General features: G+C 41.6%; 29 protein-coding genes. 13 read left to right on the top strand and 16 right to left on the bottom strand.

Features of this window, described 5'->3' with window-relative positions; all coding sequences use genetic code 11:
• Positions 1–55 precede the first annotated feature (55 nt).
• The gene (locus JWQ34_RS18975; protein WP_299360126.1) at positions 56–895 is read left to right on the top strand and encodes a glutamate--tRNA ligase family protein; all 840 of its coding nucleotides are present in this window, start codon (positions 56–58) and stop codon (positions 893–895) included.
• 118 nt (positions 896–1,013) lie between these two features.
• Here the strand turns inward: JWQ34_RS18975 and JWQ34_RS18970 are convergent, their stop codons facing one another.
• The 3 genes from JWQ34_RS18970 to ahcY form a co-directional block, all read right to left on the bottom strand.
• On the bottom strand, positions 1,014–1,400 hold the full coding sequence (locus JWQ34_RS18970; protein WP_299360124.1) for a hypothetical protein: 387 nt from the start codon (positions 1,398–1,400) through the stop codon (positions 1,014–1,016).
• Positions 1,401–1,445: 45 nt separating this feature from the next.
• Positions 1,446–1,649 (bottom strand): hypothetical protein, encoded by a 204-nt coding sequence (locus JWQ34_RS18965; RefSeq protein WP_299360121.1) that lies wholly within the window; start codon positions 1,647–1,649, stop codon positions 1,446–1,448.
• 171 nt (positions 1,650–1,820) lie between these two features.
• Positions 1,821–3,137 (bottom strand): adenosylhomocysteinase, encoded by a 1,317-nt coding sequence (ahcY, locus tag JWQ34_RS18960; RefSeq protein ID WP_299360117.1) that lies wholly within the window; start codon positions 3,135–3,137, stop codon positions 1,821–1,823.
• Between the two features lie 93 nt (positions 3,138–3,230).
• Here ahcY and JWQ34_RS18955 point away from each other — a divergent pair, with 93 nt between their 5' ends.
• The 5 genes from JWQ34_RS18955 (at position 3,231) to JWQ34_RS18935 (ending at position 6,307) form a co-directional block, all read left to right on the top strand.
• Positions 3,231–3,428, top strand: a complete 198-nt coding sequence (locus JWQ34_RS18955; protein WP_299360115.1) for a hypothetical protein — start codon at positions 3,231–3,233, stop codon at positions 3,426–3,428.
• Between the two features lie 254 nt (positions 3,429–3,682).
• Positions 3,683–4,045, top strand: coding sequence for an endonuclease domain-containing protein (locus JWQ34_RS18950; RefSeq protein ID WP_299360113.1), 363 nt, complete (start codon positions 3,683–3,685; stop codon positions 4,043–4,045).
• Between the two features lie 184 nt (positions 4,046–4,229).
• A complete protein-coding gene (locus tag JWQ34_RS18945; RefSeq protein WP_299360111.1) occupies positions 4,230–5,039 on the top strand; it encodes an SDR family oxidoreductase in 810 nt (269 codons plus the stop codon).
• A gap of 107 nt (positions 5,040–5,146) precedes the next feature.
• Positions 5,147–5,797, top strand: a complete 651-nt coding sequence (gene trmB, locus JWQ34_RS18940) for a tRNA (guanosine(46)-N7)-methyltransferase TrmB (protein ID WP_299360109.1) — start codon at positions 5,147–5,149, stop codon at positions 5,795–5,797.
• A 177-nt stretch (positions 5,798–5,974) separates the two neighbouring features.
• Positions 5,975–6,307 (top strand): MGMT family protein, encoded by a 333-nt coding sequence (locus tag JWQ34_RS18935; RefSeq protein WP_299360108.1) that lies wholly within the window; start codon positions 5,975–5,977, stop codon positions 6,305–6,307.
• Positions 6,308–6,399: 92 nt separating this feature from the next.
• Here the strand turns inward: JWQ34_RS18935 and JWQ34_RS18930 are convergent, their stop codons facing one another.
• The 4 genes from JWQ34_RS18930 to JWQ34_RS18915 all read right to left on the bottom strand — a co-directional run bounded on the left by JWQ34_RS18930 (position 6,400) and on the right by JWQ34_RS18915 (position 8,979).
• On the bottom strand, positions 6,400–7,029 hold the full coding sequence (locus tag JWQ34_RS18930; RefSeq protein ID WP_299360106.1) for a hypothetical protein: 630 nt from the start codon (positions 7,027–7,029) through the stop codon (positions 6,400–6,402).
• 17 nt (positions 7,030–7,046) lie between these two features.
• Positions 7,047–7,814: an exodeoxyribonuclease III gene (locus JWQ34_RS18925; RefSeq protein ID WP_299360103.1), complete on the bottom strand. Its 768-nt coding sequence runs from the start codon at positions 7,812–7,814 to the stop codon at positions 7,047–7,049.
• 111 nt (positions 7,815–7,925) lie between these two features.
• Positions 7,926–8,630, bottom strand: coding sequence for a peptidylprolyl isomerase (locus JWQ34_RS18920; RefSeq protein WP_299360101.1), 705 nt, complete (start codon positions 8,628–8,630; stop codon positions 7,926–7,928).
• Positions 8,631–8,634: 4 nt separating this feature from the next.
• Positions 8,635–8,979, bottom strand: a complete 345-nt coding sequence (locus JWQ34_RS18915) for a hypothetical protein (protein ID WP_299360098.1) — start codon at positions 8,977–8,979, stop codon at positions 8,635–8,637.
• Positions 8,980–9,115: 136 nt separating this feature from the next.
• Here JWQ34_RS18915 and JWQ34_RS18910 point away from each other — a divergent pair, with 136 nt between their 5' ends.
• The 3 genes from JWQ34_RS18910 to JWQ34_RS18900 all read left to right on the top strand — a co-directional run bounded on the left by JWQ34_RS18910 (position 9,116) and on the right by JWQ34_RS18900 (position 13,323).
• The gene (locus JWQ34_RS18910; protein WP_299360096.1) at positions 9,116–9,451 is read left to right on the top strand and encodes a hypothetical protein; all 336 of its coding nucleotides are present in this window, start codon (positions 9,116–9,118) and stop codon (positions 9,449–9,451) included.
• 120 nt (positions 9,452–9,571) lie between these two features.
• Positions 9,572–12,073, top strand: coding sequence for a TonB-dependent receptor (locus JWQ34_RS18905; RefSeq protein WP_299360093.1), 2,502 nt, complete (start codon positions 9,572–9,574; stop codon positions 12,071–12,073).
• Positions 12,074–12,180: 107 nt separating this feature from the next.
• Entirely contained in the window at positions 12,181–13,323 is a 1,143-nt protein-coding gene (locus tag JWQ34_RS18900) for a DUF1624 domain-containing protein (protein ID WP_299360090.1), read from the top strand.
• Positions 13,324–13,378: 55 nt separating this feature from the next.
• Here JWQ34_RS18900 and JWQ34_RS18895 read toward each other — a convergent pair whose 3' ends face one another.
• The 9 genes from JWQ34_RS18895 to JWQ34_RS18855 all read right to left on the bottom strand — a co-directional run bounded on the left by JWQ34_RS18895 (position 13,379) and on the right by JWQ34_RS18855 (position 19,851).
• Positions 13,379–14,071: a peptidoglycan DD-metalloendopeptidase family protein gene (locus JWQ34_RS18895; protein ID WP_299360086.1), complete on the bottom strand. Its 693-nt coding sequence runs from the start codon at positions 14,069–14,071 to the stop codon at positions 13,379–13,381.
• An 8-nt stretch (positions 14,072–14,079) separates the two neighbouring features.
• Complete coding sequence (rbfA, locus tag JWQ34_RS18890; RefSeq protein ID WP_299360083.1) at positions 14,080–14,451, bottom strand: 30S ribosome-binding factor RbfA; 372 nt, start codon at positions 14,449–14,451, stop codon at positions 14,080–14,082.
• Between the two features lie 71 nt (positions 14,452–14,522).
• A complete protein-coding gene (locus tag JWQ34_RS18885; protein ID WP_299360080.1) occupies positions 14,523–14,921 on the bottom strand; it encodes a hypothetical protein in 399 nt (132 codons plus the stop codon).
• Positions 14,911–16,143: an FtsX-like permease family protein gene (locus tag JWQ34_RS18880; protein ID WP_299360078.1), complete on the bottom strand. Its 1,233-nt coding sequence runs from the start codon at positions 16,141–16,143 to the stop codon at positions 14,911–14,913. The genes JWQ34_RS18885 and JWQ34_RS18880 overlap by 11 nt, the downstream gene beginning before the upstream one ends.
• A 91-nt stretch (positions 16,144–16,234) precedes the next feature.
• Positions 16,235–16,873 carry an MBL fold metallo-hydrolase gene (locus JWQ34_RS18875; RefSeq protein ID WP_299360076.1) on the bottom strand — a complete coding sequence of 213 codons (639 nt, stop codon included), beginning with the start codon at positions 16,871–16,873 and terminating at the stop codon, positions 16,235–16,237.
• Between the two features lie 96 nt (positions 16,874–16,969).
• Complete coding sequence (locus JWQ34_RS18870) at positions 16,970–17,569, bottom strand: gliding motility lipoprotein GldD (protein WP_299360074.1); 600 nt, start codon at positions 17,567–17,569, stop codon at positions 16,970–16,972.
• Positions 17,566–18,366: a shikimate dehydrogenase gene (locus JWQ34_RS18865; RefSeq protein WP_299360071.1), complete on the bottom strand. Its 801-nt coding sequence runs from the start codon at positions 18,364–18,366 to the stop codon at positions 17,566–17,568. Before JWQ34_RS18865 ends, JWQ34_RS18870 begins: the two co-directional genes overlap by 4 nt.
• Before the next feature lie 219 nt (positions 18,367–18,585).
• A complete protein-coding gene (locus tag JWQ34_RS18860; RefSeq protein WP_299360069.1) occupies positions 18,586–18,972 on the bottom strand; it encodes a polymer-forming cytoskeletal protein in 387 nt (128 codons plus the stop codon).
• A 12-nt stretch (positions 18,973–18,984) separates the two neighbouring features.
• Entirely contained in the window at positions 18,985–19,851 is an 867-nt protein-coding gene (locus tag JWQ34_RS18855; RefSeq protein WP_299360066.1) for a M23 family metallopeptidase, read from the bottom strand.
• Between the two features lie 184 nt (positions 19,852–20,035).
• Here JWQ34_RS18855 and JWQ34_RS18850 point away from each other — a divergent pair, with 184 nt between their 5' ends.
• The 4 genes from JWQ34_RS18850 (at position 20,036) to JWQ34_RS18835 (ending at position 25,700) form a co-directional block, all read left to right on the top strand.
• Positions 20,036–20,446, top strand: coding sequence for a BrxA/BrxB family bacilliredoxin (locus JWQ34_RS18850; RefSeq protein ID WP_299360186.1), 411 nt, complete (start codon positions 20,036–20,038; stop codon positions 20,444–20,446).
• A gap of 239 nt (positions 20,447–20,685) precedes the next feature.
• Positions 20,686–23,175, top strand: a complete 2,490-nt coding sequence (locus tag JWQ34_RS18845; protein ID WP_299360064.1) for a M1 family metallopeptidase — start codon at positions 20,686–20,688, stop codon at positions 23,173–23,175.
• A gap of 226 nt (positions 23,176–23,401) precedes the next feature.
• Positions 23,402–24,283, top strand: coding sequence for a ThuA domain-containing protein (locus tag JWQ34_RS18840; protein WP_299360062.1), 882 nt, complete (start codon positions 23,402–23,404; stop codon positions 24,281–24,283).
• A gap of 10 nt (positions 24,284–24,293) precedes the next feature.
• Positions 24,294–25,700 (top strand): Gfo/Idh/MocA family oxidoreductase, encoded by a 1,407-nt coding sequence (locus JWQ34_RS18835; RefSeq protein WP_299360059.1) that lies wholly within the window; start codon positions 24,294–24,296, stop codon positions 25,698–25,700.
• Positions 25,701–25,980 lie beyond the last annotated feature (280 nt).

Raw genomic sequence — 25,980 nt, 5'->3', positions numbered from 1 at the left:
AATCCAATAGAGACACAAAGTATTGCGACTTTACAGCATTAACAATGGACAATCAATGCAGCATTTTACCAAAACCCGTATAGCCCCCACACCAAGCGGCTATTTGCATTTGGGCAATGCATTGTCATTTGCGTTAACTGCCGCACTGGCCCGCAAAACCGGCGCTAAAATATTGTTGAGGATTGATGATTTGGATCACCAACGGATAAATTTATCATACGTACAAGACATTTTTGATACCCTTAATTTTTTAGATATTCCCTGGGATGAAGGCCCACGCGATGTGCAGGAGTATCAATCCACCTGGTCGCAAATGCACCGGATAGGGTTGTATAAAGACGCGCTACAGCAATTAGCGGACCAGCGCGATGTATTTGCCTGTCAATGCTCGCGATCACAATTACAAGGTGGTATTTATCCGGGTACCTGTCGTAACCTGTCGCTACCATTAGATACACCTGATACTACCTGGCGATTATATACAGATGAAAGGGAACTAATCATAAAAACGCTAAATGATGGTTCGATTACAATACACCTGTTTGATGAGATGAAAGACTTCATCGTAAAAAAGAAAGACGATTACCCGGCTTACCAATTAGCTTCTTTGGTAGATGATATACATTTTGGTGTCGATCTGGTAGTGCGCGGCGAGGACCTTTACCCATCAACCATAGCGCAGCATTATTTGGCTGATGTATTGGATGCCGGTGTTTTTAAAAACATCACGTTCCATCATCACCCGTTGCTAATGGAAAGCGGGGACAAAAAACTATCTAAATCTGCCGGGGCAACATCCATTAAATATTTGCGTGACCAGGGTAAAACCGCGGGGGAGGTTTATACTGAGATCGGACGAATATTAGGTGTTGGTAAAGATTTACGAAGTTTTTAGGCCTTTGTAAATCTGCTATAGCAATAATGGACCACCATAATAATTAAGAAATAACTTAAAGCGTTCTGACAAAGATTGGTCACCATTAAATTATTTCTACATAAATTCTAATTTTTAATTACTTTTTCTTGTTCAGCGCAGCAATATCGCCTAAATCTTTTTGCCTGCCTGAGGCTTCTTTATTCTGTATAAATTCAGCAACGTTAATAAAATTGATGGATAATCCGTCAATCTCTCCTACGATCTTATTTTTATATGCCTCGGTAAATTCTACCCCTGAAATTGAATTTAAAATATCTATACGTAGCGGAGGGTAACCTAATTGGGTTACGTAGTTTATTTTTAAAAAATCAGCTTCGGTTAAGTTAAGCGAACCAAAGCCAAACTCTTTTAGCACTGCTACCATTTTAACCGCATTTTCTTTACTCGGTTCAATCCAGATATCCAGGTCCCCGGTATGTCTTGGTCTACCATGAAAAGCCAACGCATGCGCACCAATCACCATGTATGCTACTTGGTATTGATTTAATAATGCGATAAAATTCGAAAATCATATGTGTCGCTGATGAACAACTTTTTCTATCTTTTTTGGAAAAGATCCGTCAGCCCAACTAAAATAATTCTGTCTTAAACGGACAACTTCTGTAAGTCTTTCAGCTGGTGATCTACTTATCCAAAACGCAACATCAGCCCTATCTTCATCTTCCATTTTTACATGGTTAACTACCATCGCAATTTTACGGTCAGTTTTCATTTTTATAGTTAAAAACAGCTTATAAGCCTATCAAAAATACAAAAAAAGATGCGTAATAAAAAATGTTTCTCTTCGGCCAAACGGCAAATGTCGGCCGTAAAAAAAGGGTATGATCCTAAAACCACACCCTTTCTATCTTGATTCCTGACTCTTGTTTCTTGAGTCTTAAAATTAGTATCTGTAATACTCCGGTTTAAACGGACCAGCAACCGGTACGCCGATGTAATCAGCTTGGTTTTGGTCAAGTACTTCCAGCTCAACACCAATTTTAGCAAGGTGTAAGCGGGCAACTTTTTCGTCTAAGTGTTTTGGTAAAGTATAAACCAGGTTTTCGTAGGCACCGGCGTTTGTCCAAAGCTCTAACTGGGCCAAAGTTTGGTTGGTGAAGCTGTTACTCATTACAAAGCTTGGGTGGCCTGTAGCGCAACCTAGATTTACCAAACGGCCTTCAGCTAAAACAATAACGTCACTGCCATCGATAGTATATTTATCAACCTGTGGTTTAATTTCAATTTTAGTTTTGCCATACGCGCCGTTTAACCAGGCCATGTCAATCTCATTATCAAAGTGGCCAATGTTACAAACAATAGCTTTGTCTTTCAACGCGCGGAAATGTTCTTCGCGAACAATATTCATGTTACCGGTAGCGGTTACAACAATATCAGCCTCGGCAATAGCGGTGCTTAATTTTTTAACCTCGAAACCTTCCATAGCTGCCTGTAAAGCGCAGATAGGATCAATTTCGGTAACAATAACACGTACACCTGCGTTACGTAATGAATCTGCAGATCCTTTACCTACGTCGCCATAACCACAAACAACGCCTACTTTACCGGCCATCATTACGTCTGTAGCACGACGGATCGCGTCAACTAATGATTCGCGGCAACCGTATTTGTTATCAAATTTTGATTTGGTTACAGAGTCGTTAATGTTGATAGCAGGGATGGGTAAAGTACCGGCTTTTACACGCTCATATAAACGGTGTACACCTGTGGTAGTTTCTTCTGATAATCCTTTAATGCCTGATACTAACTCAGGGTAACGGTCAAATACCATATTGGTTAAATCGCCGCCATCATCTAAGAACATGTTTAATGGTTTGCGGTCCTCGCCAAAGAACAATGTTTGTTCAATGCACCAATCAAAATCAACTTCGTTTAAACCTTTCCAGGCATAAACAGAGATACCGGCAGCAGCAACAGCGGCAGCGGCATGATCCTGGGTTGAAAAAATGTTACATGATGACCAGGTAACTTCGGCACCCAATGCAACCAGTGTTTCAATTAACACAGCTGTTTGGATGGTCATGTGCAGGCAGCCTGCAATGCGCGCACCTTTTAATGGTTGTGCAGCGCCAAACTCCTGGCGAAGCGCCATTAAGCCCGGCATTTCTGCTTCGGCTAATCCGATCTCTTTTCTGCCCCATTCGGCTAACGAAAAGTCTTTTACTTTGTACTTGGTGTAAGCGGTCTCTACTGATGACATAGCGTTAAGTTTTTTTTTTTGAAATGCAAAAATAACACATTCTGTTGTGAAAGTGAAATGCTAAGTTATTAGTTTGGCGATTATTGCCTGATCGTGATTATTCTTAGCACAGCAAACAATCACACCGGTATTATCTTTTTTGCAGGTAGTAATTTGGGGCGTTTATCAGGTATAGGGTATAATGCCGGTAGTAATTTTACCTGTTTTTCGGGCATTAGCATTAATGCCGGTAGTAATTTTGGGCATTTATCGGGTATAAGTACTAATGCCGATAGTAATTTTTTGATTTAAGATATTGAAAATAAACATATTAATATAAATTCAAAGAACAAGAGGTTGCTTTTTTATAAAACCTAAATTTGGTGAAGCAATAAGTAAGTGGTGCGGATGGCTCTGGGGCGGATCATAACAATATAAGAAAAATTCGGCGGATTAATGGTGGCAATGATAACTCACCCGGTCTATGCTTCGCTGGACCACCCTCTCTTCCGCAAGCAGGAAAGAGGGTTGGGAAGAGATTTATAAATATTTTTTATTTTAGTTGTGTGCAAACTATAGTTGATTTTTGTCGTGAATTACGTCAGCGGGAAACCGCCGCTGAAAAAGTGTTATGGAATCTGTTAAGAAACAGACAATTATTAAAACATAAGTTTTTGCGGCAGCATCCTATTTGTGTTTCGGCTTTTGGATATAATCGATATTACATTCCTGATTTTTACTGTCATAAAGCAAAATTAGTAATTGAGGCAGACGGGCCTATCCATTTGCTAAAACAAGACTACGATAAAAATCGGGATGAAGTATTAACTGCATTAGGGTTAACTATTTTAAGATTTGAAAACGATCAAATAATAACCGATACAGAAGCCGTGATCAATACAATTTATAAACACCTCAATAATAAATAAATTCAAACAACCCTCTTTCCGCCAAAGGCGAAGAGAGGGTCGCCCAGCGAAGCGGCGGCGGGGTGAGTAATCGCCGACAGCTAAAAAAATCATTCAACAAAAATCCCGTCATTTTCCCCGCTTTATTTATATTTGGGAGCATATTAACCTTCATGCATTTAATTTATTTCAACAACAACAACAAATGAAAAAAGTAATTTTGGTAACAGGGGCTTCATCGGGCATTGGCTTGGCCAGCGCAACCGCATTGCACGAAGCCGGACACACCGTTTATGGTACCACACGTAATCTTGCAAAAAAAGTAAGCGTACCTTTTAACTTAATTGAACTGGACGTAACCGATGATGCATCGGCCCAGGCAGCCGTTGCAAAAATTATAAAAGCCGAAGGTAAAATTGATGTATTGGTAAACAATGCCGGTAACGGAATTGCCGGCCCGGCTTACGCCATGCCGGTTGATAAAGCCAAACAACAGTTTGAGGTTAACTTTTTTGGCGTGGTACGTATGTGCAGCACTGTTATACCAGAGATGTTGAAAAACAACAGCGGTATCGTGGTAAACATAAGCTCGTTAGCGGGCTTGTTTGGCTTGCCTTACCAGAGCATGTATGTAGCCTCTAAATACGCGGTTGAAGGTTATAGCGAAAGCATGCGTATGGAACTGCGCAAAACCGGCATAAAAATAACTACCATTAACCCCGGTGATTTTAAGACCGAGTTTACCGGCAGTCGCGAAAAAATACCTTTTACGGTAGATAACGCTGCGCTAAAGGCTAATTATGATGTAGCTATTGCCAGTATCGAAAAAGACGAAAACGCAGGCGCCGACCCTATTGCCATTGGTAAACAACTGGTTAAAATAGTTGGCAAAAGCAGCCCGGCACATCAATATTTGGTGGGTGCCATTGGCCAAACCATTGCGGTTACTTTGAAGAAAGTGCTGCCCGGTGGTTTGTTTGAAGGCTTGATGGCTGATCATTACGGGATAAAATAATAAGCCCCTCCCAACCCTCCCCGGTAGGGAGGGCTTTAAATAATTATTTATCAAAATAGACACATAAAGTCTCCCCTACCGGGGGAGATTTAGAGGGGGCTGGGGCTATGGGAAAAGATAAAATAAGGCGATTTGCCGAAATAGAAGATTTTAGCAACGTTTTACAGCTGGATGAGGGCAAGCCCTACAAAGGCGACTGGAGCAAAGACTTTTTTAAGAATGATAACCCGATAGTGCTGGAGCTGGCTTGCGGTAAAGGTGAGTACACTGTAAACCTTGCGGTATTATTTCCTGATAAAAATTTTATCGGGGTTGACTATAAAGGCAACCGCATTTGGCGCGGCGCTAAAACCGCTTTAGAGGAAGGTGTAAACAACGTTGCTTTTTTACGGATCCAGATAGAGAACCTGGAAGATTACTTTGCCGCAGGTGAGGTAGACGAGATTTGGATAACCTTCCCAGACCCGCAGCCGCAGTTAAGCCGCGAAAAGAAACGGTTAACATCGCCACGATTCCTGAATAAATATATTGAGCTGTTAAAGCCTGGCGGCTGCGTTAATTTAAAAACAGATAACGATGGTTTATATGCCTATACCGCCGAAAAGATACAGGATTTACAACTAAAGGAACACGTAAACACCGCAGACCTTTATCATTCTGAGTATGCCGATGAGGTGCTATCCATCAAAACTTATTATGAACAGAAATATTTAAAGGTTGATAAAAATATTAACTACCTTAAATTTTCATTTCATTAAAAAATAGAATAAAAAACAAGCGTCATTGCGAGGAACGAAGCAATCTCTACGTAGGACAGTCAATATGATGAGTCCATTTGGCGATAGCCCGCACGATCATTTGGGACGTTGATTAGCAAGTGCAGAGATTGCTTCGTTCCTCGCAATGACGTATTTTATTGTTTAATAGTTTTAAATATGCCCGATTATAATTTTTATGATAACGTTTTTGATGTGGCCCGCCAGATACCACCGGGCAGGGTAACATCATACGGTGCTATTGCCAGTTATTTGGGTACCAAAAGCTCATCAAGAATGGTGGGTTATGCCATGCAGGCTTGCGGGAACGCGCAGCCGCCTGTACCGGCACACCGGGTAGTAAATCGCCAGGGATTGTTAACCGCCAAGTTCCATTTTGGTGGCGATACCATGCAACGCTTATTAGAAGCCGAAGGCGTAAAAGTAAAAGACGACCAGGTACAGGATTTTAAAACCGTGTACTGGGACCCGAATATTGAGTTGGCGTTGTAGGTTGTGCGTAGTGTCACCCTGAGGTTCTCGAAGGGTGAGCATAAAGGCCTTCGCATATAGCCTTCGACAAGCTCAGGCTGACAATGTTTTTTTTACAACTTACTCAAATCAACCGCTTTCTGCTCTGTTATCCTATCTCCCTCCCTGAAAAATGGCGCGTCTTTGTGGCGGAAACTGGATAGTATTTTCTGGAAAACTGCCGAATACTTTTTCCAATTAGCTTTTTCGCATTTAAGGGCAATTTCGTATATATTGTTATCCAGCTCAAATATCATGGAGTAGGTTAAATAAGATCTATCATTTACATTCGCGTAATATCTGCCAAAATAAGTTTCCTTCGTTTCATAGACCAAGTTTTTTACAGAATACCCCTTTACTATTTCGGCACTATCGCTTTTTAGTTGTTTATAAACTTTTTTTAAGTAGCTATTGATGTTTACGTCTTTTGATTCGGCAGTCTTTAACACAGCAAAAACGGTAGTTTGATCTTTATTATCTAAATAAGAACAAAATATGTAACCCTTATTATGGGCAAAGGGCTTCCATGACGGCGGCAGGCAAAACTTATCCTGGGCGGTATCAATACATTTCCAGGTTTCCGTTTTTAGTAGGTCGGCTGTACTTAGGGTATCGACGGCACTTGCCGTGTTGTTTGTTTTGCCAGAACTGCAGCTAAATGTAAATAATGCAAGTGTTAAAAAAATAATGCAAGTGTACTTCATGCGTTCAAATTTAATAGTTAAAACTCTAGTTCCAACAGCATAGGGCAATGGTCAGAGTGTTTGGCCTCTGGCAATATGGCTACACGTTTTATATTATCTTCCAGCTCTTTACTGGCCATGGCGTAATCAATGCGCCAGCCCAGGTTTTTAGCGCGGGCGTTAAAACGAAAACTCCACCAGGTATAATTATGTGGCTCTTTATTTAGGTGACGATAGGTATCTACATACCCCGACTCGATAAAGTTCTCCATCCACTCGCGCTCCTCTGGTAAAAAGCCGGACGAGTTAGCGTTTGATTTTGGGTTATGGATATCAATTGGGCGATGGCAGATATTGTAATCGCCACAAATAATTAAGCGCGGATGTTCAACTTTTAACAGTGTCAAATACTTACCAAACTCATCCAGGAAACGAAACTTAAATGCCTGCCTGTCCTCGCCGCTTGAGCCTGACGGGAAATAAACACTCATTACCGACACCTCGTCAAAATCAACCCGGATGTTGCGGCCTTCGCGATCAAAATCTGCTATTCCGCAACCATATTCGATATGATTAGGTGTGCGTTTGCAAAATATGGCGGTGCCGCTATAGCCCTTCTTCTCGGCCGGGAACCAGTAGTGCTGGTAGCCCAATTGCTCAACCAGGTGCAGGTCGGTCAATACATCAGGCGTGGCTTTAATTTCCTGCAGGCAAACTACATCAGCATCGGTAGCCTGCAGCCAGGCCAGCCAGTTTTTATTGATAGCAGAGCGGATGCCGTTAACATTATAGGTAATGATTTTCATGATTTATAGTATATCGAATAATGAATGCTGAACATCGAATGATGAAATAAAAATATAGAATCTAAACCCTCCATCATTCAGAATTCGATATTCGTTATTTTAACTTAATTTCTACTTATCTAAACCCAATAATTTATCCAGATCCTTACACTCGCCTTTCTTTAATACGGTAACCGTCATCGGTACGTTTTCAAGCGGGCGGTCACGTTCGTCTTTTTTTACACCGGCAATACGGTCAACCATATCAATGCCGGTTATCACTTCGCCATATACGGTATAGCTCTGATCCAGGGGCGGCACACCTCCAACGGTCTTATAAATTTCGCGTTGGGCTGGGGGTATTTTGCGGCCCTTTAGCCGGCCTTGTTCCATTTTATCCAGATCTTCATCGGTAAAGCGTTTGCCTTCTACAATATAAAATTGGCAGCCGCTTGATGCTTTGGCCGGATTGTTATCGCGCGCGGCGGCAATTACACCGCGTTTGTGGAACAGCGTGTCATTAAATTCAGCAGGTATGGTATAGCCCACATCGCCGTTGCCCAATGCTTCGCCAGCCTTGTTTTTACTGGTATCGCGCGAGTCGGGATCACCGCCTTGTATCATAAAGCTTTGTATTACTCTATGAAAGAGTGTGCCGTTATAAAACCCTTTCTTGGCCAGCTTAATAAAATTGTCTCGGTGTTTTGGGGTTTCGTTATACAAACGAATGATGCAACTACCGTAAGCTGTGCTTATACGCACATATTGATTCTTTGGCGGTTTAGCAAAAGCGGCAAACGTAGTTAATAAGAAAACTAGTGTAAAAAGTTTTTTCATGTTGTTAAGATATTTCTTCCTCAAAATAGGTAATTATTAACGATTTTATGGTCATTTCCTGCTCTAATAAGGTGTAATTAGGAATGGTCTTTATCAATTTCCAATGCGGCCAGCCATCCTGGTCCAATCCTTCTAATTCATAAAACCCCATCAGGCTAAATAATTTGCAGTTGGCAATATGCATCAGCTCTTCTTTTTGCCTTTTGCTAAATTTACGCGGGCCTTGCCCCAGCTCCTGCACACCTATTAAAAACAGCATCACTTTAACATCGGGCTTATCGCTGTCAAAATCTTCGGCTATGCGGGTTTGTAATGCGGTCCATTTCTTGTTGATCTCTGCGGGTGTCATAGCAGCAAATATACATTGCTGATTGTGCTATTTATAGAGAATTTACAACAGATGTTGCAACAAGATTGCTTTTACTTGTTGATTTTGCATTTTAATGCTTAATTTCGCGTTATATTTAAAAAAGCAAGCTGTTAATTTGAAAAAGAACAAGGCAAATATTTTTTACTCCTGGCTATTATTAGTCTGCTTTATAGCGGGGCAGTATATAATTTATACCCATCAGCATAAAATTGCAGCCAACAGCAAAACCAAAACCCATGGACTTGCCAAAATACCTGCGCGCACCATAGTGCAGGAAAAATGTTCTTTGTGCGATGCTATGCATCATACCACAGCTGTAATTAACAAGTACACTTACTTTAGTCCTAATATTGTTACACAGCATTTTTATAAGGTTTATAACTATGCTTTTGTAAGCATAGCTTTAATATTATCGTCCGGGCGTGCTCCGCCGGTTTTAGCATTCTGCTAAATTATAATTGATTGATTTTTTAATCGTTCAAACAATATCCATTTACATTTTTTAACAGAGTAACAAGTATGCAACATTTCCATTAAGCGGAATAGCGATACTCAAAAACATAAATTCACAATGAAATACCATATAAAATTAATTGCTCTACTGTTTATCCTGCTGGCAAATGCCATATATACCAAAGCTGATGAGCCCCCTGTCGGTACTATAACGGGTACCATCACCGATAAAAAAGACGGTTCACCAATTATAGGCGCAACCATAAGCATCCCCGATTTAAAAACCGGTACCGTTACTGATGCCAATGGCAAATTTACATTAAGCCATTTATCAAAAGGAGTTTACCTGCTACAGGTTAGCTATGTGGGCTACTCAACCGTTACGCAAAGGGTTGATCTTGCAAAAACAACTATACTTGATATACAACTGCAAGCCTCATTTATTGAAGCCGGCGAAGTAATTATTACCGGTGTAAGCCGTGCTACCGAGCTTAAAAGAAGCCCGATACCCATGGCGGCTATCAGCAAAACTTTTATTGACCAGCACTCGGCGGCAGGGAACGCTATTGATATGATAGCCAACTTACCCGGCGTAAGCGCGGTAACTACCGGCCCAAACATTTCTAAACCATTTATCCACGGACTAGGCTATAACCGCGTAATTACCTTAATGGACGGTATCCGCCAGGAGGGGCAGCAATGGGGCGATGAACACGGCGTAGAAGTGGATCAAAACTCGATTGACCGTGTTGAAGTGATAAAGGGCCCTGCCAGTTTAACTTATGGGTCAGACGCCATTGGTGGTGTGGTTAACTTAATATCGCCGCCACCTGTACCCGAAGGAACTATATCAGGATCTGTTTTGGGTGCTTATGGTACAAACCAGGGATTAATTAACCGATCAATAAGATTACAAGGCAATCAAAACGGTTTGATCTGGGGAACAATAGTTTCGGCAAAAGATGCAAAGAACTACCAAAACCAACATGATGGCCGTGTTTACGCCACCGGCTTTAAAGAGAAGGATGCCCGGGTAATGGTGGGCCTTAACAAAGCCTGGGGCTACTCTTATTTTAACGCATCATTATTTGATGATATACAGGATATCCCCAATGGCAGCCGCGATTCGGTTAGCCGCAAGTTTACCAAACAAATTACCGAGGGTGACGCGTTCAGGCCGATAGTATCACCGTCCGAGTTGAACTCTTATGGCATACCTGCTTTGCATCAGCATGTACAGCTTTACCGCATTTATAACAACAGCAATTTTATATTGGATAACGGCGCTAACCTGTTTGTTAATTTAGGTTACCAGTTTAGCCACAGGCGTGAGTACACCCATCCCGAGGATGCTACCACACCCGGCCTTAACCTGCACCTAACCACCTATACTTATGATTTTAAGTATAACCAAACTTTTGGCGATGGCTATGAAACCACTTTCGGACTTAACGGGCAGTACCAGAACAATACTATTAGCGATGCTACCGCTTTCCCTATCCCGGCCTATCACCAGTTTGATATTGGGCCGTTCGTGGTATTAAAAAAGAGTTTTGGCAAGCTGGACCTATCCGCAGGCGCGCGGTATGATTATCGCTCGTTTAACGGCCAGGCCGCTTATATAGATACTTTGAACAACAAATATCCGCAGTTATATACAGGCGGCAACACATCCGCCGCAGGTGTTATCAAACAGTTTGACGCTTTAAGTAAAAGCTTTACCGGTTTTTCGGGCAGCTTTGGCGCGACTTATGTTTTCTCGGACCAGTTCCTGTTAAAAGGCAATATCTCGCGTGGTTTCAGGGCGCCAAGTATTTCAGAGTTATCTGCTAACGGGCCAGATCCTGGCTCACAGATCTATCACGTAGGCAACAGCACCTTTAAACCGGAGTTTAGCGTACAGGAAGATATAGGCGCTTTCCTTACCCTGCCAAATGTAACGGCCAGTGTTGAGGTGTTTAATAACGACATTGCAAACTATATCTACCAGCAACAAGTATTAAACCCTGACGGCAGCGCGGCGGTTAACCCTGCGTTTCCACTATATACTATATTTACTTATACCCAAAGCAAGGCACGCATTAATGGCGGCGAGGTGAGCTTAGATATACACCCAACTTCATGGCTGCATTTTGAAAACAACGTTGCACTAACCTATGGTAAAAACCTGGGTAATGGCAGTCCGGTTGCCGATAGTTTAAAATACCTGCCATTTATACCACCATTGCATAGCCACTCTGAATTGCGCGGAACGTTTGCAAAGGGCTTTGGGTCTATTAAAAACTTTTACGCATTTATTGGTTTTGACCATTTCAGCGCGCAGGACCGTTTCTTTTCGGCCTACGGAACAGAAACCTATACGGCAGGATATAACCTGTTAAGCGCAGGCATAGGTGGTAACCTGGTTAACGCGGCAGGTAAAAAGGTGGTCGAATTATTTATTGAAGGTACCAACCTGGGCAATGTAAATTATCAATCGAACATGAGCCGTTTAAAATACTTCGATAATACCAATATCGCACCAGATGTGCAACGTGGTATTTTTAACATGGGCCGTAATGTGAGTTTTAAGGTGATTGTGCCGTTTGAATTTTCAGGGCACCCTGCTGCAAAAATGTAACTGTCATTTACGACAATCGTATTTATTAATAGCGATGGGTTTAAACTCATCGCTATTTTTGTATAACACGCAAATTATTAGTATGTTAGTTTCGTAAAATATTAAACATGAACCTTTTAGCCGAGACCCCTAAAAAGCGTATTGATTCTATAGACATATTACGTGGCCTGGTAATGGCCATAATGGCGCTTGACCATACCCGCGATTTTTTTATGGCAGCCAATTATGATCCTACCGATCTTACCCGTGCATCAACTATATTATTTTTAACCCGGTTTATTACGCACTATTGCGCGGCAACATTTGTATTTTTGGCAGGTACGGGTGCTTTCTTATCGCTTACGCGAGGGAAAAGCAAAGCAGATGCCTGCAAGTTTTTGCTATCGCGAGGATTGTGGCTGGTTGTATTAGAATTTACGTTAATACATTTGGGCTGGGGCGGTGGCTTATTTTTGCAGGTGATATGGGCAATTGGCATCAGCATGATGGTACTGGGCTTACTTATATTTTTGCCTTTACCTGTAATAGCTGGTTTTGGTTTACTGTTGATATTTGGGCATAACGCGTTCGACCATGTTAACACAGCCACCTTTACACCTGGCGAAAAAACATTATGGACCTTTTTACATGTACCGGGGATGGTACATTTATGGCAGGGCGAGGATATTTTTGTATTCTATCCGCTTGTCCCTTGGATAGGTGTTATGGCTACCGGCTATAGTTTTGGCAAGCTGTTTACTATTGATGCCGCCAAACGTAAAAAAGCATTGGTTATCCTTGGCTCATCGGCTATTATTCTGTTTATTGTGATCCGTTATTTCGCTATTTATGGCGATCCAACTACCTGGACCTACCAGGGTAATATTCACCGCACAATTCTGTCATTTATCAATATCTCCAAATATCCGCCATCGTTAGATTACTTGCTGATCACCCTTGGCCCGGCTATGTTATTCCTGGCTTTTATTGAGGGCAAAAAAAATATATTCACTGATATTTTTGTAGTGTTTGGGCGGGTGCCGTTGTTTTACTATATCCTGCATTTATATCTGATCCATTTGCTGGCAATACTTATAGGCCTGATTGTGCCTTTACCGCAAAGCCCGGCACCGGGGCAAGTATCTGTCGGTTTAAGTTTAGGTTGGGTGTATCTAATATGGATCAGCGTAGTAACAATACTTTATTTTCCATGCAAATGGTTTATGCAGTATAAACGCGAGCATAAGCAGTGGTGGTTAAGTTATTTGTAGGTATGATCAGGTATAGATTTCTCTCTACATTCGAAATGACATTTTTTAGGTAATACTACTTCGGAAACCTCAATATCAAATTAGGATCGGGCGTGTTTTTTAGCCATTTGGATTTTTCAGAGAAACAGCCAACACCAGGGAAATCGCCAATTTTACCTTCCATATCAAACATTAATTGGAAATGCAGGTGCGGCGGCCAGTGTCCGTTAACTTTGCTGTCGCCCAATTCGCCAATTTTTTGATTTTTGGTTATCGGCTTGCCAATGCTTAAACCGTTAAGACTTTTGCGGGACAGGTGTCCGTATAAGCTATAAAGCGCAGTCCCGTCCAAATCGTGTTGTAAAATAATAGTCGGGCCATAATCGCCTAAATTATTATTATCATTAAAACTATGTACCGTACCATTTAATGGCGAATAAACCTGCGTACCGGCAGCGGCCCAGATATCTGTGCCTAAATGTAACCGGCGCGGCTCTCCGGGCGCATCAAATAACGGGCTTCGGGCATACAGGGTGCGGTGTTCCATATACCCGCCAATTCCATAAAGACTATGGGTTGCTTTAAGTTTGGCATTTATCCAGTTGCTAAATTTATCGGTATCCCAAACTATGTTATGATCCAGCTCTGTGTTTGATACCGTGAGATCGAATTTATATAAGCGATCTGTAGCTGCATTAAAATCAACAACTTTACCTATAGCTTCGGGATGTGTTTTAATGTAACCTGCTAACCTTTCAGACGCATTCATTAAATAATTTATTCAGTATCGGGTTGTTTTTCTTCGCGATGTATTTTGTCAAATATCTTATCCATACGGTCAACATACTCGTTGGTATCATCAATAAAAAACTCCAGTTGTGGTATTACCCTTACCTGGTCTTTAATCCGGCTGCCCAGTTTGTAGCGGATTTCTGACGCGTGCAGCTTTACAGTTTGCAACGCTACCGTAGAATTGGTATTATTAAAAAAGCTTAAAAACACCCTTGCAATTGCCAGGTCGGGTGTAACCCTTACTTTGGTTATGGTTACCAATGTATTTGGTAAATAGTTCATCCCTTCGCGCTGAAATATGGCGGCAAGATCTTCTTGTATTACTCCGGCAAATTTTTGTTGACGTTTTGATTCCATAATAATTTAATTAACGCCAAACAGGCAAATGAGTTTGATTTTAATATTGAAACAATATAACACTAAAAAGTTTACTTGCAATCGGCAGGTATGTCTTTAGTGATCTTTATTAATTTTTTTACTACCAGCGTACTATCAAATGCAGCACCATTGCCACCCGTAGCCGATTTTATTTTTTTACCTTCTACCTCAATATAAACCGGTTCGCCAGGTTTTTCAAAGCTAACTAATTGCGAGTATTTTAACTCTAATTGTGCCGAACTATCTGCAACCCAAAATTCTGTTTGTTTACCGCAAGCCTGGTATGTTTTTGCGCCGGGCGCACAAGTATATATGCCTTTAATTACTATAGGGTTAACCGTATCGTTTTTATCAGGTTTGCTTTTACAGCTAAATAAGCCGATAGAGATCAGCACCGCTAAAAAAATAGGGGCTTTAAATAAACGCATGTAAGCAAATTTATAAATCATGTTTAATATCATCTAATCCTTTTACACTTAACCTTGCACTAATGCCCGATGCAATTACCGAAATAATTATAACCGTTAAAAACACCAAACCAAAATCAACCGGCTTTATATCAATTGGATAAGCATTATTGGGTACACTTATTTTGCCGTCGACCGTTATAAAGCCGTAGTGCTGCTGCAATATACAAAATGCAAGGCCAAGCACCATACCAATAAAACAACCAATTAATGATATCATCATCCCCTCAAAAAAGAATATACCGCGTATTAATTGTTTGTTAGCGCCCAGGCTGGTTAGTATGGCAATATCCTTACGCTTATCAATAACTAAAATGGTTAAAGAGCCTACAATGTTAAAGGCCGCTATAATTAAAACAAAGGTTAGTATCATAAACAGCGCCCACTTTTCGTAATTAAGCGTTTTATATAATATCGTATCCTGCTCCCGGCGGGTCTTTACGGTAAAGCCCTTCCCTATTTTTTCCTGTAGCTCTGCCTGCACTGCCGCCAGGTCAGTCCCTTTTTTATAATTAAGATCTATTGATGATACGCCTATGGGGATATCTAATAGCCCACGCGCAAACTCAATGGGTACAATTACAATATCATCATAATCCTGCTGGATGGAAAACACCCCCGATGGAAAGATGCTGCGCGTAGTAAACTCATCAGCCGGGTTAATAGAAACCGAATTACCCCGTTTGGGTGAATATATTTGTAACGGAAAAAACGAATTATGCACATTAACCGACAAATTGTTCTGCACTATAACCCCTATAACGGCCATGGGGCTATTATTGCTATAATGCAAAGTAAAAGAGCCGTCTAGTATAATGCTATCCAGGTGTGGGTTTCTTTGAAACTCGCTGCTTACCCCTTTTAAATTCCCTATAAAAGTTTTATCGCCGTACTGTATCACCACTTTATCCTGCAATACTTCGGTGTAAGAAAACAAGCGATCATCTTTATGCAATGATCTAAAAAAAGCGGTATTAGGATCGAATGTTTTACCCAGCCGGGCCTCCACCCGCAATTCGGGCGAAAAATTACTGTTTATACCAACAATTACTTTTTCTAACCCATTAAAAACTGATAGCAGGGTAATCAGCACCGCCGTACCAATTAATATCCCCATCATGGATATACCCGATATGATGTTGATAGCATGCATTTTCTTGCTCGAAACAAGGTATCGCTTGGCTATGTAGATGGAGGTGTTCAATTATGTGGTACGTTATACGTGGTAAGTTATACGTTTTTGTTGGATGTAAAAGTACGTAAAACGTATAACGTTAAACGTACAACAAAACACACTACGTTAAAAAAGGATTATGTTGTTTTTCAAACCCGATAGTAGTTTCGGGGCCATGGCCGGGATAAATTGTACAGCTATCGGGCAGGATAAGCAGTTTTTCTTCGATGTTTTTTATCAGCGTTTCAAAACTGCCGCCGGGCAGGTCTGTACGGCCAATGCTCCCTCTAAATAATACATCGCCGCCTATAACCAGGTTAGCTTCCTCATCATGAAAACATAAATGCGCGGGCGAGTGGCCGGGCGCGTAGATCAAATTTAATGTGGTATTGCCAAAGCTAATGGTACCGGTTTCGCCCAGGTATTCATCCGGCATAGGCGATGGTTCATAGCGTATGCCAAATTGCGGGGCATAGGCTATAACCGCGTCCAATACCGCCTGTTCGCCCTTGTTAAATTGGGGTTTAAGCCCGTATTGATCAAACACAAATTTATTGCCCAAAACATGGTCTATATGGCAATGGGTGTTTAACAGTAAAACGGGTTTAAAATTATTGTCCCTGATAAAGTTTACTACCGCGTTTTGCTCTGTAGCTGTTTCCATACCGGGGTCAATGATGGCGCACTCGCCGGTTTCATCATATAAAATATAAGTGTTTTCCTGGAAGGGGTTATTGGGGAGTACTTTTACTGAAGCCATGTTTTATGTTGTACGTTTTACGTGGTACGTTATACGTGAATTATTTATATCAAACTTTAAAAAACGTATAACGTAATACGTACAACGTTTAACCCTTTACTTTTTCCACTTAAAGCTGCCTATCATCACATTGATATCCTGTTTAACAAAATTAAGTACAGGCTGGATAGAGTCGAGCCGTGGTTCGGTATTAAAATACAATGCGCCGCGCATATAGTTTTTTACGCTATCGGTTAAAAAAAACTGTACCGATGATGCCGAGTTACCGCCAATGGTATAATAAATACCATAAACATTATGGGCGGGTACATGAATGTCTCCCTGGTCAATATCCGTAGCTTTTATGCTGTTTTTAAAAGCCAGCTTATGCGCATCTTCCACCAACTCATTAAACATTTTTTTGGATGTGATGGTTTCATAGCTTAAATGCAGCGTACCGTTAAGTTGCCTAAACTGCATATTTAATAAGTGCGTCATGCTGATGAGGTTGGGCGCTACGCGTGTCTGTGTATCCTTCTCGATAACAGCGTATTTAGGATATTGAAATGTAAACGGATAATTGGATACATATTCCTGATATTCCTTTTTAGGTAATTCAATACGGAAATACCCGCGTGGTTTTGGCGAATAATCAGCATTACCACCACAGGCAGCAAAAAACAATACCGCTATAATTACTACTGCAAATACTCTCATGGATGTTTCTCCTTCGAGTTCCAGATCTCCCATGATTTTTCGGCTTGTAGTACCAGCATTTCGTACCCGTTTTTAGGGGTGGCACCGCGCTCTGCACCTTTGCGTAAAAACATGGTTTCGGGTGGATTATATATCAAATCGTACAATAAGTGCTCGTCTGTTATCGCCTGGTATGGTATTGGCGGAAACGCCTCAACATCCGGCGCGGTACCCAACGGCGTGGTATTGATAATTAATTTATGGGTTTCAATATGGCGCGGCTTCAAATCTTTAAACAATAAATTATCCTTGTGTGGGCTACGGGTAACTACCTTATAGCTGATATCCAGATTCTCTAACACGCATTTAACGGCCTGTGCGGCACCGCCATCGCCTAATACAAGGGCTTCGGTATGCTGTTCTTTTAACAATGGCCTTAATGACATTTCAAAACCATACAGATCGGTATTAAAACCTTCCAGTCTGAAATCGTGCCCCTCAACACCAACTTCGCCGGAGAATGCTGCCAGTACCGGGCTTTCTTTGATTATCCGTATACAGTTTACAGCACCTGCATTGCGGGCATCATGCTCTATCCAGTCCAAGTATTTTAATACATTTTTTTTGTGTGGTACGGTTACATTTAAACCGTAAAGGTCTGGGTTAGCATCCAACAGGTCCTGCAGGTCTTTTATATGCTCAAGGGTATACAGCTCATACGCGCAGTCGGTAATATTTTCATCCTCAAACTTTTGAGTGAAATATTTTTTCGAAAAAGAATGCGAAAGCGGAAAACCGATGAGCCCGTATTGTTTCATGCTGTAATATTAATAACAAACAACGAGGATTTTAAATTTTTGTTGGGTGATGTAATAATAAACGTGCGCCGGTGACTCACCCCCGACATCGCTTTGCTCGTCTACCCTCCTTCGCTTGCGGAAAGAGGTAGGTAAAAAAGTGTTAATTAAGATCTCTAAACCCTCTTTACCGCTTGCGGAAGAGAGGTTGGTCCAGCGAAGCATAGACCGGGTGAGTAATTACGCTATCTGCTTAATCTGCTTAGTATTAGCTGATGCCATAGCTAAATGTCCGTTGTAAACGCCGCCGGCTTCAACCAATAGGGTAGCCGTTTCAATATCGCCGGTTATTTTGCCGGTGCCCTTAATTTCAAGCGATTGTACGGTTATATTGCCATTTACTGTGCCGTAAACAACCATTTCTTTGGTGGTAATATTACCTTCTATAAAACCATTTTCGCCTAATATTAAGCCTTCGTTTACGTGTACGTCACCGGTTACCTGGCCATCAATACGCGCAACTGCAGGGGCGTTTAAGTTGCCCAATATGGTGCTGCCTTCGCTAATTAATGTTGATATAGCTTGCAGATCAAGCGCTACTTTATCTTTTTTAGAAAAAACACTCATTGGTTGCCTTTATTAGTTATTCAAGGTTAAAAACTTAACGGGGTTTAGTGGTTTCCCGTCTTTTCTTACTTCGTAGTGTAAATGTGTACCGGTTGAGCGGCCGGTCGAGCCAACCTCGCCAACTTTATCACCAACTGATAATTGCTGACCAACCTTAACGGTTATACGTGATAAGTGACCATACAAAGTTTCAAAACCGTTAGCGTGTGCTACCCTAACGCAATTACCGTAACCACCGTTCCAGCCGGCAGATACAACACGGCCGTTAGCAGTACATTTAGCTACGTCACCACGATTGCCTTTAAAATCAATACCCGGATGAAACTCGGCATGTGCCGAATTAAACGGGTCGCTCCTGAAACCAAAGCTCGACGTCATGGAACTAATGCGCGGATAACCCATCGGCGTAAAACCCACGGTGTTTACCAAATGTGTTAAATAATCGTTATAGGCTATGTAAACTTCTTTATCAGATAGCTTTACACCAGCGTCGTTGGCATCGCCACCAACCGATTTGGTTGAGAAGCCTTTTAGTCCGCGTTTTCTTAAATAATCATTAATGCTTTTTAGTTTGGTCTCAATAGCCTGTATATAGGTTTGGGCAGAATTTTTTTCGGTTTCTTTTTGCAAAGCTATTGGTATTTGCCCTTTAAGATTTAAAATTTGTGTAAGCAATTGTTGCTTTTCCTGCTCTTGCTGTTGGCTCTTGTTGTTCAGAAAAACAATTGATCCAATTAAAATTGCAAGTACACCAACCAACCCCATCGCATAATATTTTAAGCGGACTAAATGGCGGGTACGTACTTGGATTGTTCTGGTACCTTGTTTATTTTTACTTAAAATAACAATTGTACTCACGTCTTTTGGGTCAACTTTCATCTACTCTAGCAATTAGGGGTGGCAATTTATAAAAAGCCTTGTATAAATTAACATTATTTAAACAATTTAACATTTGCTTTGTATAACGCATTGTCAGCATGATGTTATTATTACGTTTTTTAAACCTTTACTGTTGCATATTTATTATTTTTGTGGATAATTTTTTTGAAAAAGACACATTATGATGTATCCTGAATATTTAGTGACCCCAATGCGAGAAGAACTTACCAAGGTTGGTTTTGAAGAGTTAAAAGATGCCGATGCGGTAAAAAATGCTATTGAAAGCGAGGGTACCGTATTTGTAATGGTAAACTCGGTTTGTGGTTGTGCTGCTGCTAACGCGCGCCCTGCCGCACGTATGGCGACACAAAACGCCAAACACCCCGATAAATTTGTAACCGTATTTGCCGGCATGGAAAAAGAAGCTGTTGACAGCGCCCGTAACTATATGTTGCCTTACCCTCCGTCATCACCAGCTATGGCTTTGTTTAAAGATGGTAAACTGGTACACATGATAGAGCGCCACCAAATTGAGGGCCGCCCTGCACAAATGATAGCCGATAACTTAATTGGCGCGTTTGAGCAATATTGCTAGTTGAAAGATTGGTGATTAAAGATTAGTTGCTGTTCTTAATTTATAGTATTAAAAGCGATAAGTAGCCCTTATCGCTTTCTTTGTTTTATAGCTTGCCACCGGCCCAATCTTTAATCTTTACAAACCAATCTTCAATCACTAATCTTTAATCTTTCAAAACAGTAACATTTTCCCCATCTCACAGTCTTAGATATTAATTAAAACTCTTAATTTCGCTACAAACTGATCTGATATTCTTTATGAAAAAAATCACATTAACCGGTTTACTTACCGGTGTTGTAATTACCGCGGCCTCGCTAAGCACGGTAATGGCCCAGGCTCCAACAGCCCAAAACCCGGCGATGAAAATATATCGCGCCACTCCCACACGTATCAATGACCTGATACACACTAAGCTTGATGTACGTTTCGACTACAAAAAACGCTATATGTATGGCAAAGAATGGGTTACATTAAAACCACACTTTTATCCAACCGATACCCTAAGGCTTGACGCTAAAGGCATGGATATTAAAAATATATCCGTGGTTAAAAACGGTAAAAATATCCCGCTTAAATATAAATACGAGGATAGCTTGAGTTTGGCTATTCAACTGGATAAGGTATATCACAACAATGAAAATTATACCGTTTATATTGATTACACCTCGAAACCTAACGAGCTGCATGTAAAAGGCAGCGCCGCTATTAACGATGCTAAGGGTTTATACTTTATAAATCCGGACGGTACCGAAAAAGATAAGCCAACCCAGATCTGGACACAAGGCGAAACCGAAAGTTCATCATGCTGGTTCCCTACTATTGATAGATCTGAACAAAAAACTACTGACGAGATCAGCATGACCGTACCGGCAAAATATGTTACCTTATCAAACGGACGGCTGGCATCACAAAAACCTAATGCAGACGGTACCCGCACCGATACCTGGAAGATGGAATTGCCGCACTCGCCATATTTGTTTATGATGGCCGTAGGCGATTTTAAGATCTATAAAGACAAATGGCGCAATAAAGAGGTTAGCTACTATTTAGAGCCTAAGTATGCGCCGTATGCCAAACAAATTTTCGGCATGACACCAGAGTTGATAGAGTTTTACTCGAAAACCCTGGGCGTTGATTATCCGTGGTACAAATACTCGCAAATTGTAGTGCGCGACTATGTGAGCGGCGCAATGGAAAACACATCGGCTACACTGCATGGCGAATACGTGCAGGAAACGCCTCGCGAGTTAATAGATGCCGGTTACGACCAGGGCCGCAGCACTATAGCACATGAGTTGTTTCACCAATGGTTTGGCGATTATGTAACTACCGAAAGCTGGAGTAACTTAACCGTAAATGAATCATTCGCTGATTTTAGCGAGATGTTGTGGGCCGAGCATAAATATGGCAAAGATGAAGCAGACGCGCATAGCTACCAGGCTATGCTTAACTACCTGGCTAATCCAGCCAATAAAACAAAAGATTTAGTACGCTTTCACTATAATGATAAGGAAGATGTGTTCGATGCGGTTACCTACCAAAAAGGCGGTCGTATATTAAACATGCTGCGTAACTATTTAGGCTATGATGCATTTTATAAAGGATTAGGTATTTACCTTAAAACCCATGCGTTTAAAAATGGCGAAGCGCAGCAACTGCGTTTAGCTTTAGAAGAAGCCAGCGGCCGCGATTTGAACTGGTTCTTTAACCAATGGTATTATGGCCACGGCAACCCAACGCTAAAAATCAGCTACAAATGGAATGATGCCGCCAAGACAGAAACCGTTTACCTGCAACAAACGCAGGATGGCAATGGGTTTATTTTACCAATGGCTATTGACGTTTATGCCGGCGGCAAAAAAACTCGCCATAATGTTTGGATGAATGATAAAGCTGATACGTTAACTTTTGCATCGACAGTAAAACCTGACTTGGTGAATATTGACGGCGATAAAGTTTTACTAGCCGAAAAACGCGACAGTAAGACTTTAGACGAATATGTTTTCCAATACTTTAACGCCCCATTATACATGGATCGTTTTGAAGCTATTGACAAAGCAACCCCGGAGCAAGGCAGCGAAGGTGCACGCAAAGTAATGCTGGCCGCTTTAAAGGACAAATATTATGGCTTGCGCATTAAAGCAATACGTGGTTTAAACATGGCTAATGATGATGTACGCAACCCGGCCCAGCCAATATTGCTTTCAATAGCACAAAATGACGAGAATACTTTAGTACGCGCTGCCGCTATATCTGTATTAGGTAAATTAAAAGCAGCCGGTATGATGAGCGCTTTTAAAGAGGCATTGAAAAGCCAATCGTATGCTGTACAAGGATCTGCTTTAGTGGCTATATCATTACAGGACCCTGCTCAGGCGTTATCACTTGCAAAAGCATTTGAAAAAGACAACAAAGGCGCTCTTACCCTGGCCTTGATCCATACCTACGCTACCGCGGGCGGTGATGCAGAATGGCCTTTTGTTTACAAACAATTTACTGATGCCGGCATACAAGGCAAATTCAATATGGTTAGAGAATTTGCCGGTATGACAGGAAAAGTTAACAAACCCGAATATGCACAGCAAGGCATAATCGCCATAAAAGATGCGGCTATAAAATATAAAGTATATGGGGTAGCCCCGCCATTAGCAGCCATGATAACCGACATCCAGGCGCAACGCACCAAAATGGGCGATACCGCATCAGCTAAAGTTGCTGAAGATGCTGTGAAGGAGATAAATAAGTAGTAAGTATATATCGCATTGTAAAGGGGAGGCTTGTTTAGCCTCCCCTTTTTTTGTTTATACTAATCTTTTTTGTCATTCTTCACTCTGTTCAGAATGACCATTAATTAAAATCCATGGAGCCACAATTTTTCCATCAAAAAATTACAAAAAAAAACTCAGATTTTTTTAATACATTGCTAATTCCATTATAACCATTTGCTAAACGCTTTTTAGACTAATAGCAATTATGAAGTCAATATTATTAAAACGAAGTTTCGTTGGTGCTTTACTGTTTTTTGTATTGGCCGTATTTGTTGCTAAGGCATTTGCACAAACAAAGCCATCGCCATTAAAAAACATAAAGGTGTTGGTTTATACCAAAAACGGCAAAGGCTATGTACATGATAATATCGCGGCTTCGGTTAAATGTATCCAAAAACTAGGCGATGAAAATAGTTTTAAAGTTGATGTGTCTGACGATCCGGCTATCTATACGGACCAAAACCTGAAACAATATACCCTGCTGATATTTACCAGCACCAACAACGATGTGTTTGACACCGATGCGCAGCGTTTAGCCTTTAGGCGCTATATGGAAGCGGGTGGGGGCTTTATAGGCATACACTCAGCAATGGGTACAGAACGTAACTGGACCTGGTTTAAACAGATGCTGGGCGGTACTTTTGCCTGGCATCCGCCCCATCAAAAATATACGGTAAGAGTTATTGACCCATCGCACCCAACTGTTGCCGGCCTGCCTTTAGTTAGCGAACGCGAATTAGGCGATGAGTGCTATTTTACCAAAGAGTTTTATCCGGGCATTAAAGTTACCATGGTGCACGATCTTTCAACACTTAACCCACGCGACTCGGTTAACATCAAAAAATTTAACGGGTCGTTTGGCACTTTGTTTCCCGCCGAGTGGTACCAAACATTCGATGGCGGCAATGTATGGATAACTACACTAGGGCATGACAAAGAGTATTACCAGCTGCCCGCATTTACCGATCATATTTTAAAGGGGATTGAATTTATTGCCGGCCAGTCAAAAAACAAAGATTACACCAAAGCTTATGCCGACTCGCGCAATACGCCTGTACGTTATACTAAAGCCAATTTTAAACCATAATTAAATAGCTATGGATACTAAAAAAACTGCTTACACCAGGAGAGATTTTGTTAAAACCGCTGCATTAACAACCGCGGCAATTGGTTTCCCTACCATTGTACCATCATCGGTATTTGGTAAAAGTGCGCCGAGTAATAAGATCAACATAGGCCAGATTGGTTGCGGGCGAATAGCTTGTACGCATGATCTTGTAGAAACTTTTAAATACGATAAGGCACGCATTATGGCTATGGCCGATGTTGATCACAATCGCTTGCTGGGCGGCAAAAAAATGATCGAAGGTTGGTACGATAAAAAGATGGGTAAAACCAAATACATCGATGTTAAAATTTATGATGATTACCATACCTTACTGGCTAATAAAGATATAGATGCAGTTATAATAAGCACGCCCGACCACTGGCATGCCCAACCAGCAATTGAGGCCGCTATGGCTGGCAAACATATCTACCTGCAAAAACCAACTTCGCTCACTATCGAAGAGGGACGCGCTATGAGTAACGCGGTTAGCAAATCGGGCGTTACTTTTCAGTTGGGCAGCCAACAACGCGGTAACTATCCATGGCCGCAATTTAAAAAGGCTTGCGAGCTGGTGCGCAACGGCAGGATCGGTAAACTGCATACCGTAAATGTTGGCCTTCCGGCTGATATAGTTGGCGGCATTACTACAGAAATGCCTATACCCGAAGGCTTAAATTACGACATGTTGTTAGGATCAACCCCGTATGTGTATTATACGCTCGACAGGGCGCACTCTACAACCGATATAGGCTCAAGAGGGGGTTGGCTACGCTGCGAACAATTTGGAGCAGGCATGATAACCGGGTGGGGGGTGCACCATATTGATATTGCCCATTGGGGAATGAATACCGAATATACCGGCCCGATAGAAATTGAGGGATCTGCCGTTTTCCCGAAAACTGGTTTATGGGATGTGCATTTGGATTTTGAGGTAAAGGCCAAATATGCCAACGGCGTTAACATGCTCATCAACAGCAAAAACCCCAACGGGATTAAATTTGAAGGTACAGAGGGATGGATATTTGTTACCAGAAGTGGCGGAGCCGTTACAGCATCTGACCCGGTAACAGCCAAAAATGCTGCATTTACCGCTAGCGACCCCAAAATACTTACATCAGTAATTGGCCCTAATGAAGTGCACCTTTATGCCGATGACCATGAACAACATGGCAACTGGCTTGATTGTATTGAAAGTAAAAAGCCTACTATTAGTCCGGTTGAAGTGGCCCACAGATCATGCAGCGCCTGCCTGCTCGCGCATATATCCATGAAAGTTCCCGGCAAACTATACTGGGACCCAAAAACAGAAAAGTTTAAAAATAATGCCGAAGCGAACAAGCTACTTTCAAGGCCACAACGTTATCCGTATGGGACTGGTTATGTTAAGGGGGTGTAGCATTGTGCCTATAGGCAGTTTACTGGATTGCATTCTCTACAATGTCATTGCGAACGTAGCCGCTTGACGCTCTTGGCCGCTAAGGTCAGGTACTTTTGTCTTGAGTGGCTGTTTTACTATTAGTTGCGTAACAGCTACTCTAAGGAAAAAGAAACATAGGCCCAGCGGTCATGAGTGCTACGACACGTTCAATTAGCCAACCTGCGATTAGCACACTACAATCTACAAAAGCACACTGGCGCGGCCAATAATTAATCCTTATCTTTACCTGCAGGCAAAC

This window comes from Mucilaginibacter sp. (genome assembly GCF_028288185.1).
In the GTDB taxonomy this organism is placed as follows: Bacteria; Bacteroidota; Bacteroidia; order Sphingobacteriales; family Sphingobacteriaceae; genus Mucilaginibacter.
This window is presented reverse-complemented; position numbering and strand designations above follow the sequence as displayed.

Bases quoted from the DNA above. Each gene is read 5' to 3' on its own strand.
- JWQ34_RS18975 (WP_299360126.1), top strand. From the start codon at position 56: ATGCAGCATTTTACCAAAACCCGTATAGCCCCCACACCAAGCGGCTAT.
- JWQ34_RS18970 (WP_299360124.1), bottom strand. From the start codon at position 1,400: ATGGTGATTGGTGCGCATGCGTTGGCTTTTCATGGTAGACCAAGACAT.
- JWQ34_RS18965 (WP_299360121.1), bottom strand. From the start codon at position 1,649: ATGAAAACTGACCGTAAAATTGCGATGGTAGTTAACCATGTAAAAATG.
- ahcY (WP_299360117.1), bottom strand. From the start codon at position 3,137: ATGTCATCAGTAGAGACCGCTTACACCAAGTACAAAGTAAAAGACTTT.
- JWQ34_RS18945 (WP_299360111.1), top strand. From the start codon at position 4,230: ATGAAAAAAGTAATTTTGGTAACAGGGGCTTCATCGGGCATTGGCTTG.
- trmB (WP_299360109.1), top strand. From the start codon at position 5,147: ATGGGAAAAGATAAAATAAGGCGATTTGCCGAAATAGAAGATTTTAGC.
- JWQ34_RS18935 (WP_299360108.1), top strand. From the start codon at position 5,975: ATGCCCGATTATAATTTTTATGATAACGTTTTTGATGTGGCCCGCCAG.
- JWQ34_RS18930 (WP_299360106.1), bottom strand. From the start codon at position 7,029: ATGAAGTACACTTGCATTATTTTTTTAACACTTGCATTATTTACATTT.
- JWQ34_RS18925 (WP_299360103.1), bottom strand. From the start codon at position 7,814: ATGAAAATCATTACCTATAATGTTAACGGCATCCGCTCTGCTATCAAT.
- JWQ34_RS18920 (WP_299360101.1), bottom strand. From the start codon at position 8,630: ATGAAAAAACTTTTTACACTAGTTTTCTTATTAACTACGTTTGCCGCT.
- JWQ34_RS18915 (WP_299360098.1), bottom strand. From the start codon at position 8,979: ATGACACCCGCAGAGATCAACAAGAAATGGACCGCATTACAAACCCGC.
- JWQ34_RS18905 (WP_299360093.1), top strand. From the start codon at position 9,572: ATGAAATACCATATAAAATTAATTGCTCTACTGTTTATCCTGCTGGCA.
- JWQ34_RS18900 (WP_299360090.1), top strand. From the start codon at position 12,181: ATGAACCTTTTAGCCGAGACCCCTAAAAAGCGTATTGATTCTATAGAC.
- JWQ34_RS18895 (WP_299360086.1), bottom strand. From the start codon at position 14,071: ATGAATGCGTCTGAAAGGTTAGCAGGTTACATTAAAACACATCCCGAA.
- rbfA (WP_299360083.1), bottom strand. From the start codon at position 14,451: ATGGAATCAAAACGTCAACAAAAATTTGCCGGAGTAATACAAGAAGAT.
- JWQ34_RS18885 (WP_299360080.1), bottom strand. From the start codon at position 14,921: ATGATTTATAAATTTGCTTACATGCGTTTATTTAAAGCCCCTATTTTT.
- JWQ34_RS18875 (WP_299360076.1), bottom strand. From the start codon at position 16,873: ATGGCTTCAGTAAAAGTACTCCCCAATAACCCCTTCCAGGAAAACACT.
- JWQ34_RS18870 (WP_299360074.1), bottom strand. From the start codon at position 17,569: ATGAGAGTATTTGCAGTAGTAATTATAGCGGTATTGTTTTTTGCTGCC.
- JWQ34_RS18865 (WP_299360071.1), bottom strand. From the start codon at position 18,366: ATGAAACAATACGGGCTCATCGGTTTTCCGCTTTCGCATTCTTTTTCG.
- JWQ34_RS18860 (WP_299360069.1), bottom strand. From the start codon at position 18,972: ATGAGTGTTTTTTCTAAAAAAGATAAAGTAGCGCTTGATCTGCAAGCT.
- JWQ34_RS18855 (WP_299360066.1), bottom strand. From the start codon at position 19,851: ATGAAAGTTGACCCAAAAGACGTGAGTACAATTGTTATTTTAAGTAAA.
- JWQ34_RS18850 (WP_299360186.1), top strand. From the start codon at position 20,036: ATGTATCCTGAATATTTAGTGACCCCAATGCGAGAAGAACTTACCAAG.
- JWQ34_RS18845 (WP_299360064.1), top strand. From the start codon at position 20,686: ATGAAAAAAATCACATTAACCGGTTTACTTACCGGTGTTGTAATTACC.
- JWQ34_RS18840 (WP_299360062.1), top strand. From the start codon at position 23,402: ATGAAGTCAATATTATTAAAACGAAGTTTCGTTGGTGCTTTACTGTTT.
- JWQ34_RS18835 (WP_299360059.1), top strand. From the start codon at position 24,294: ATGGATACTAAAAAAACTGCTTACACCAGGAGAGATTTTGTTAAAACC.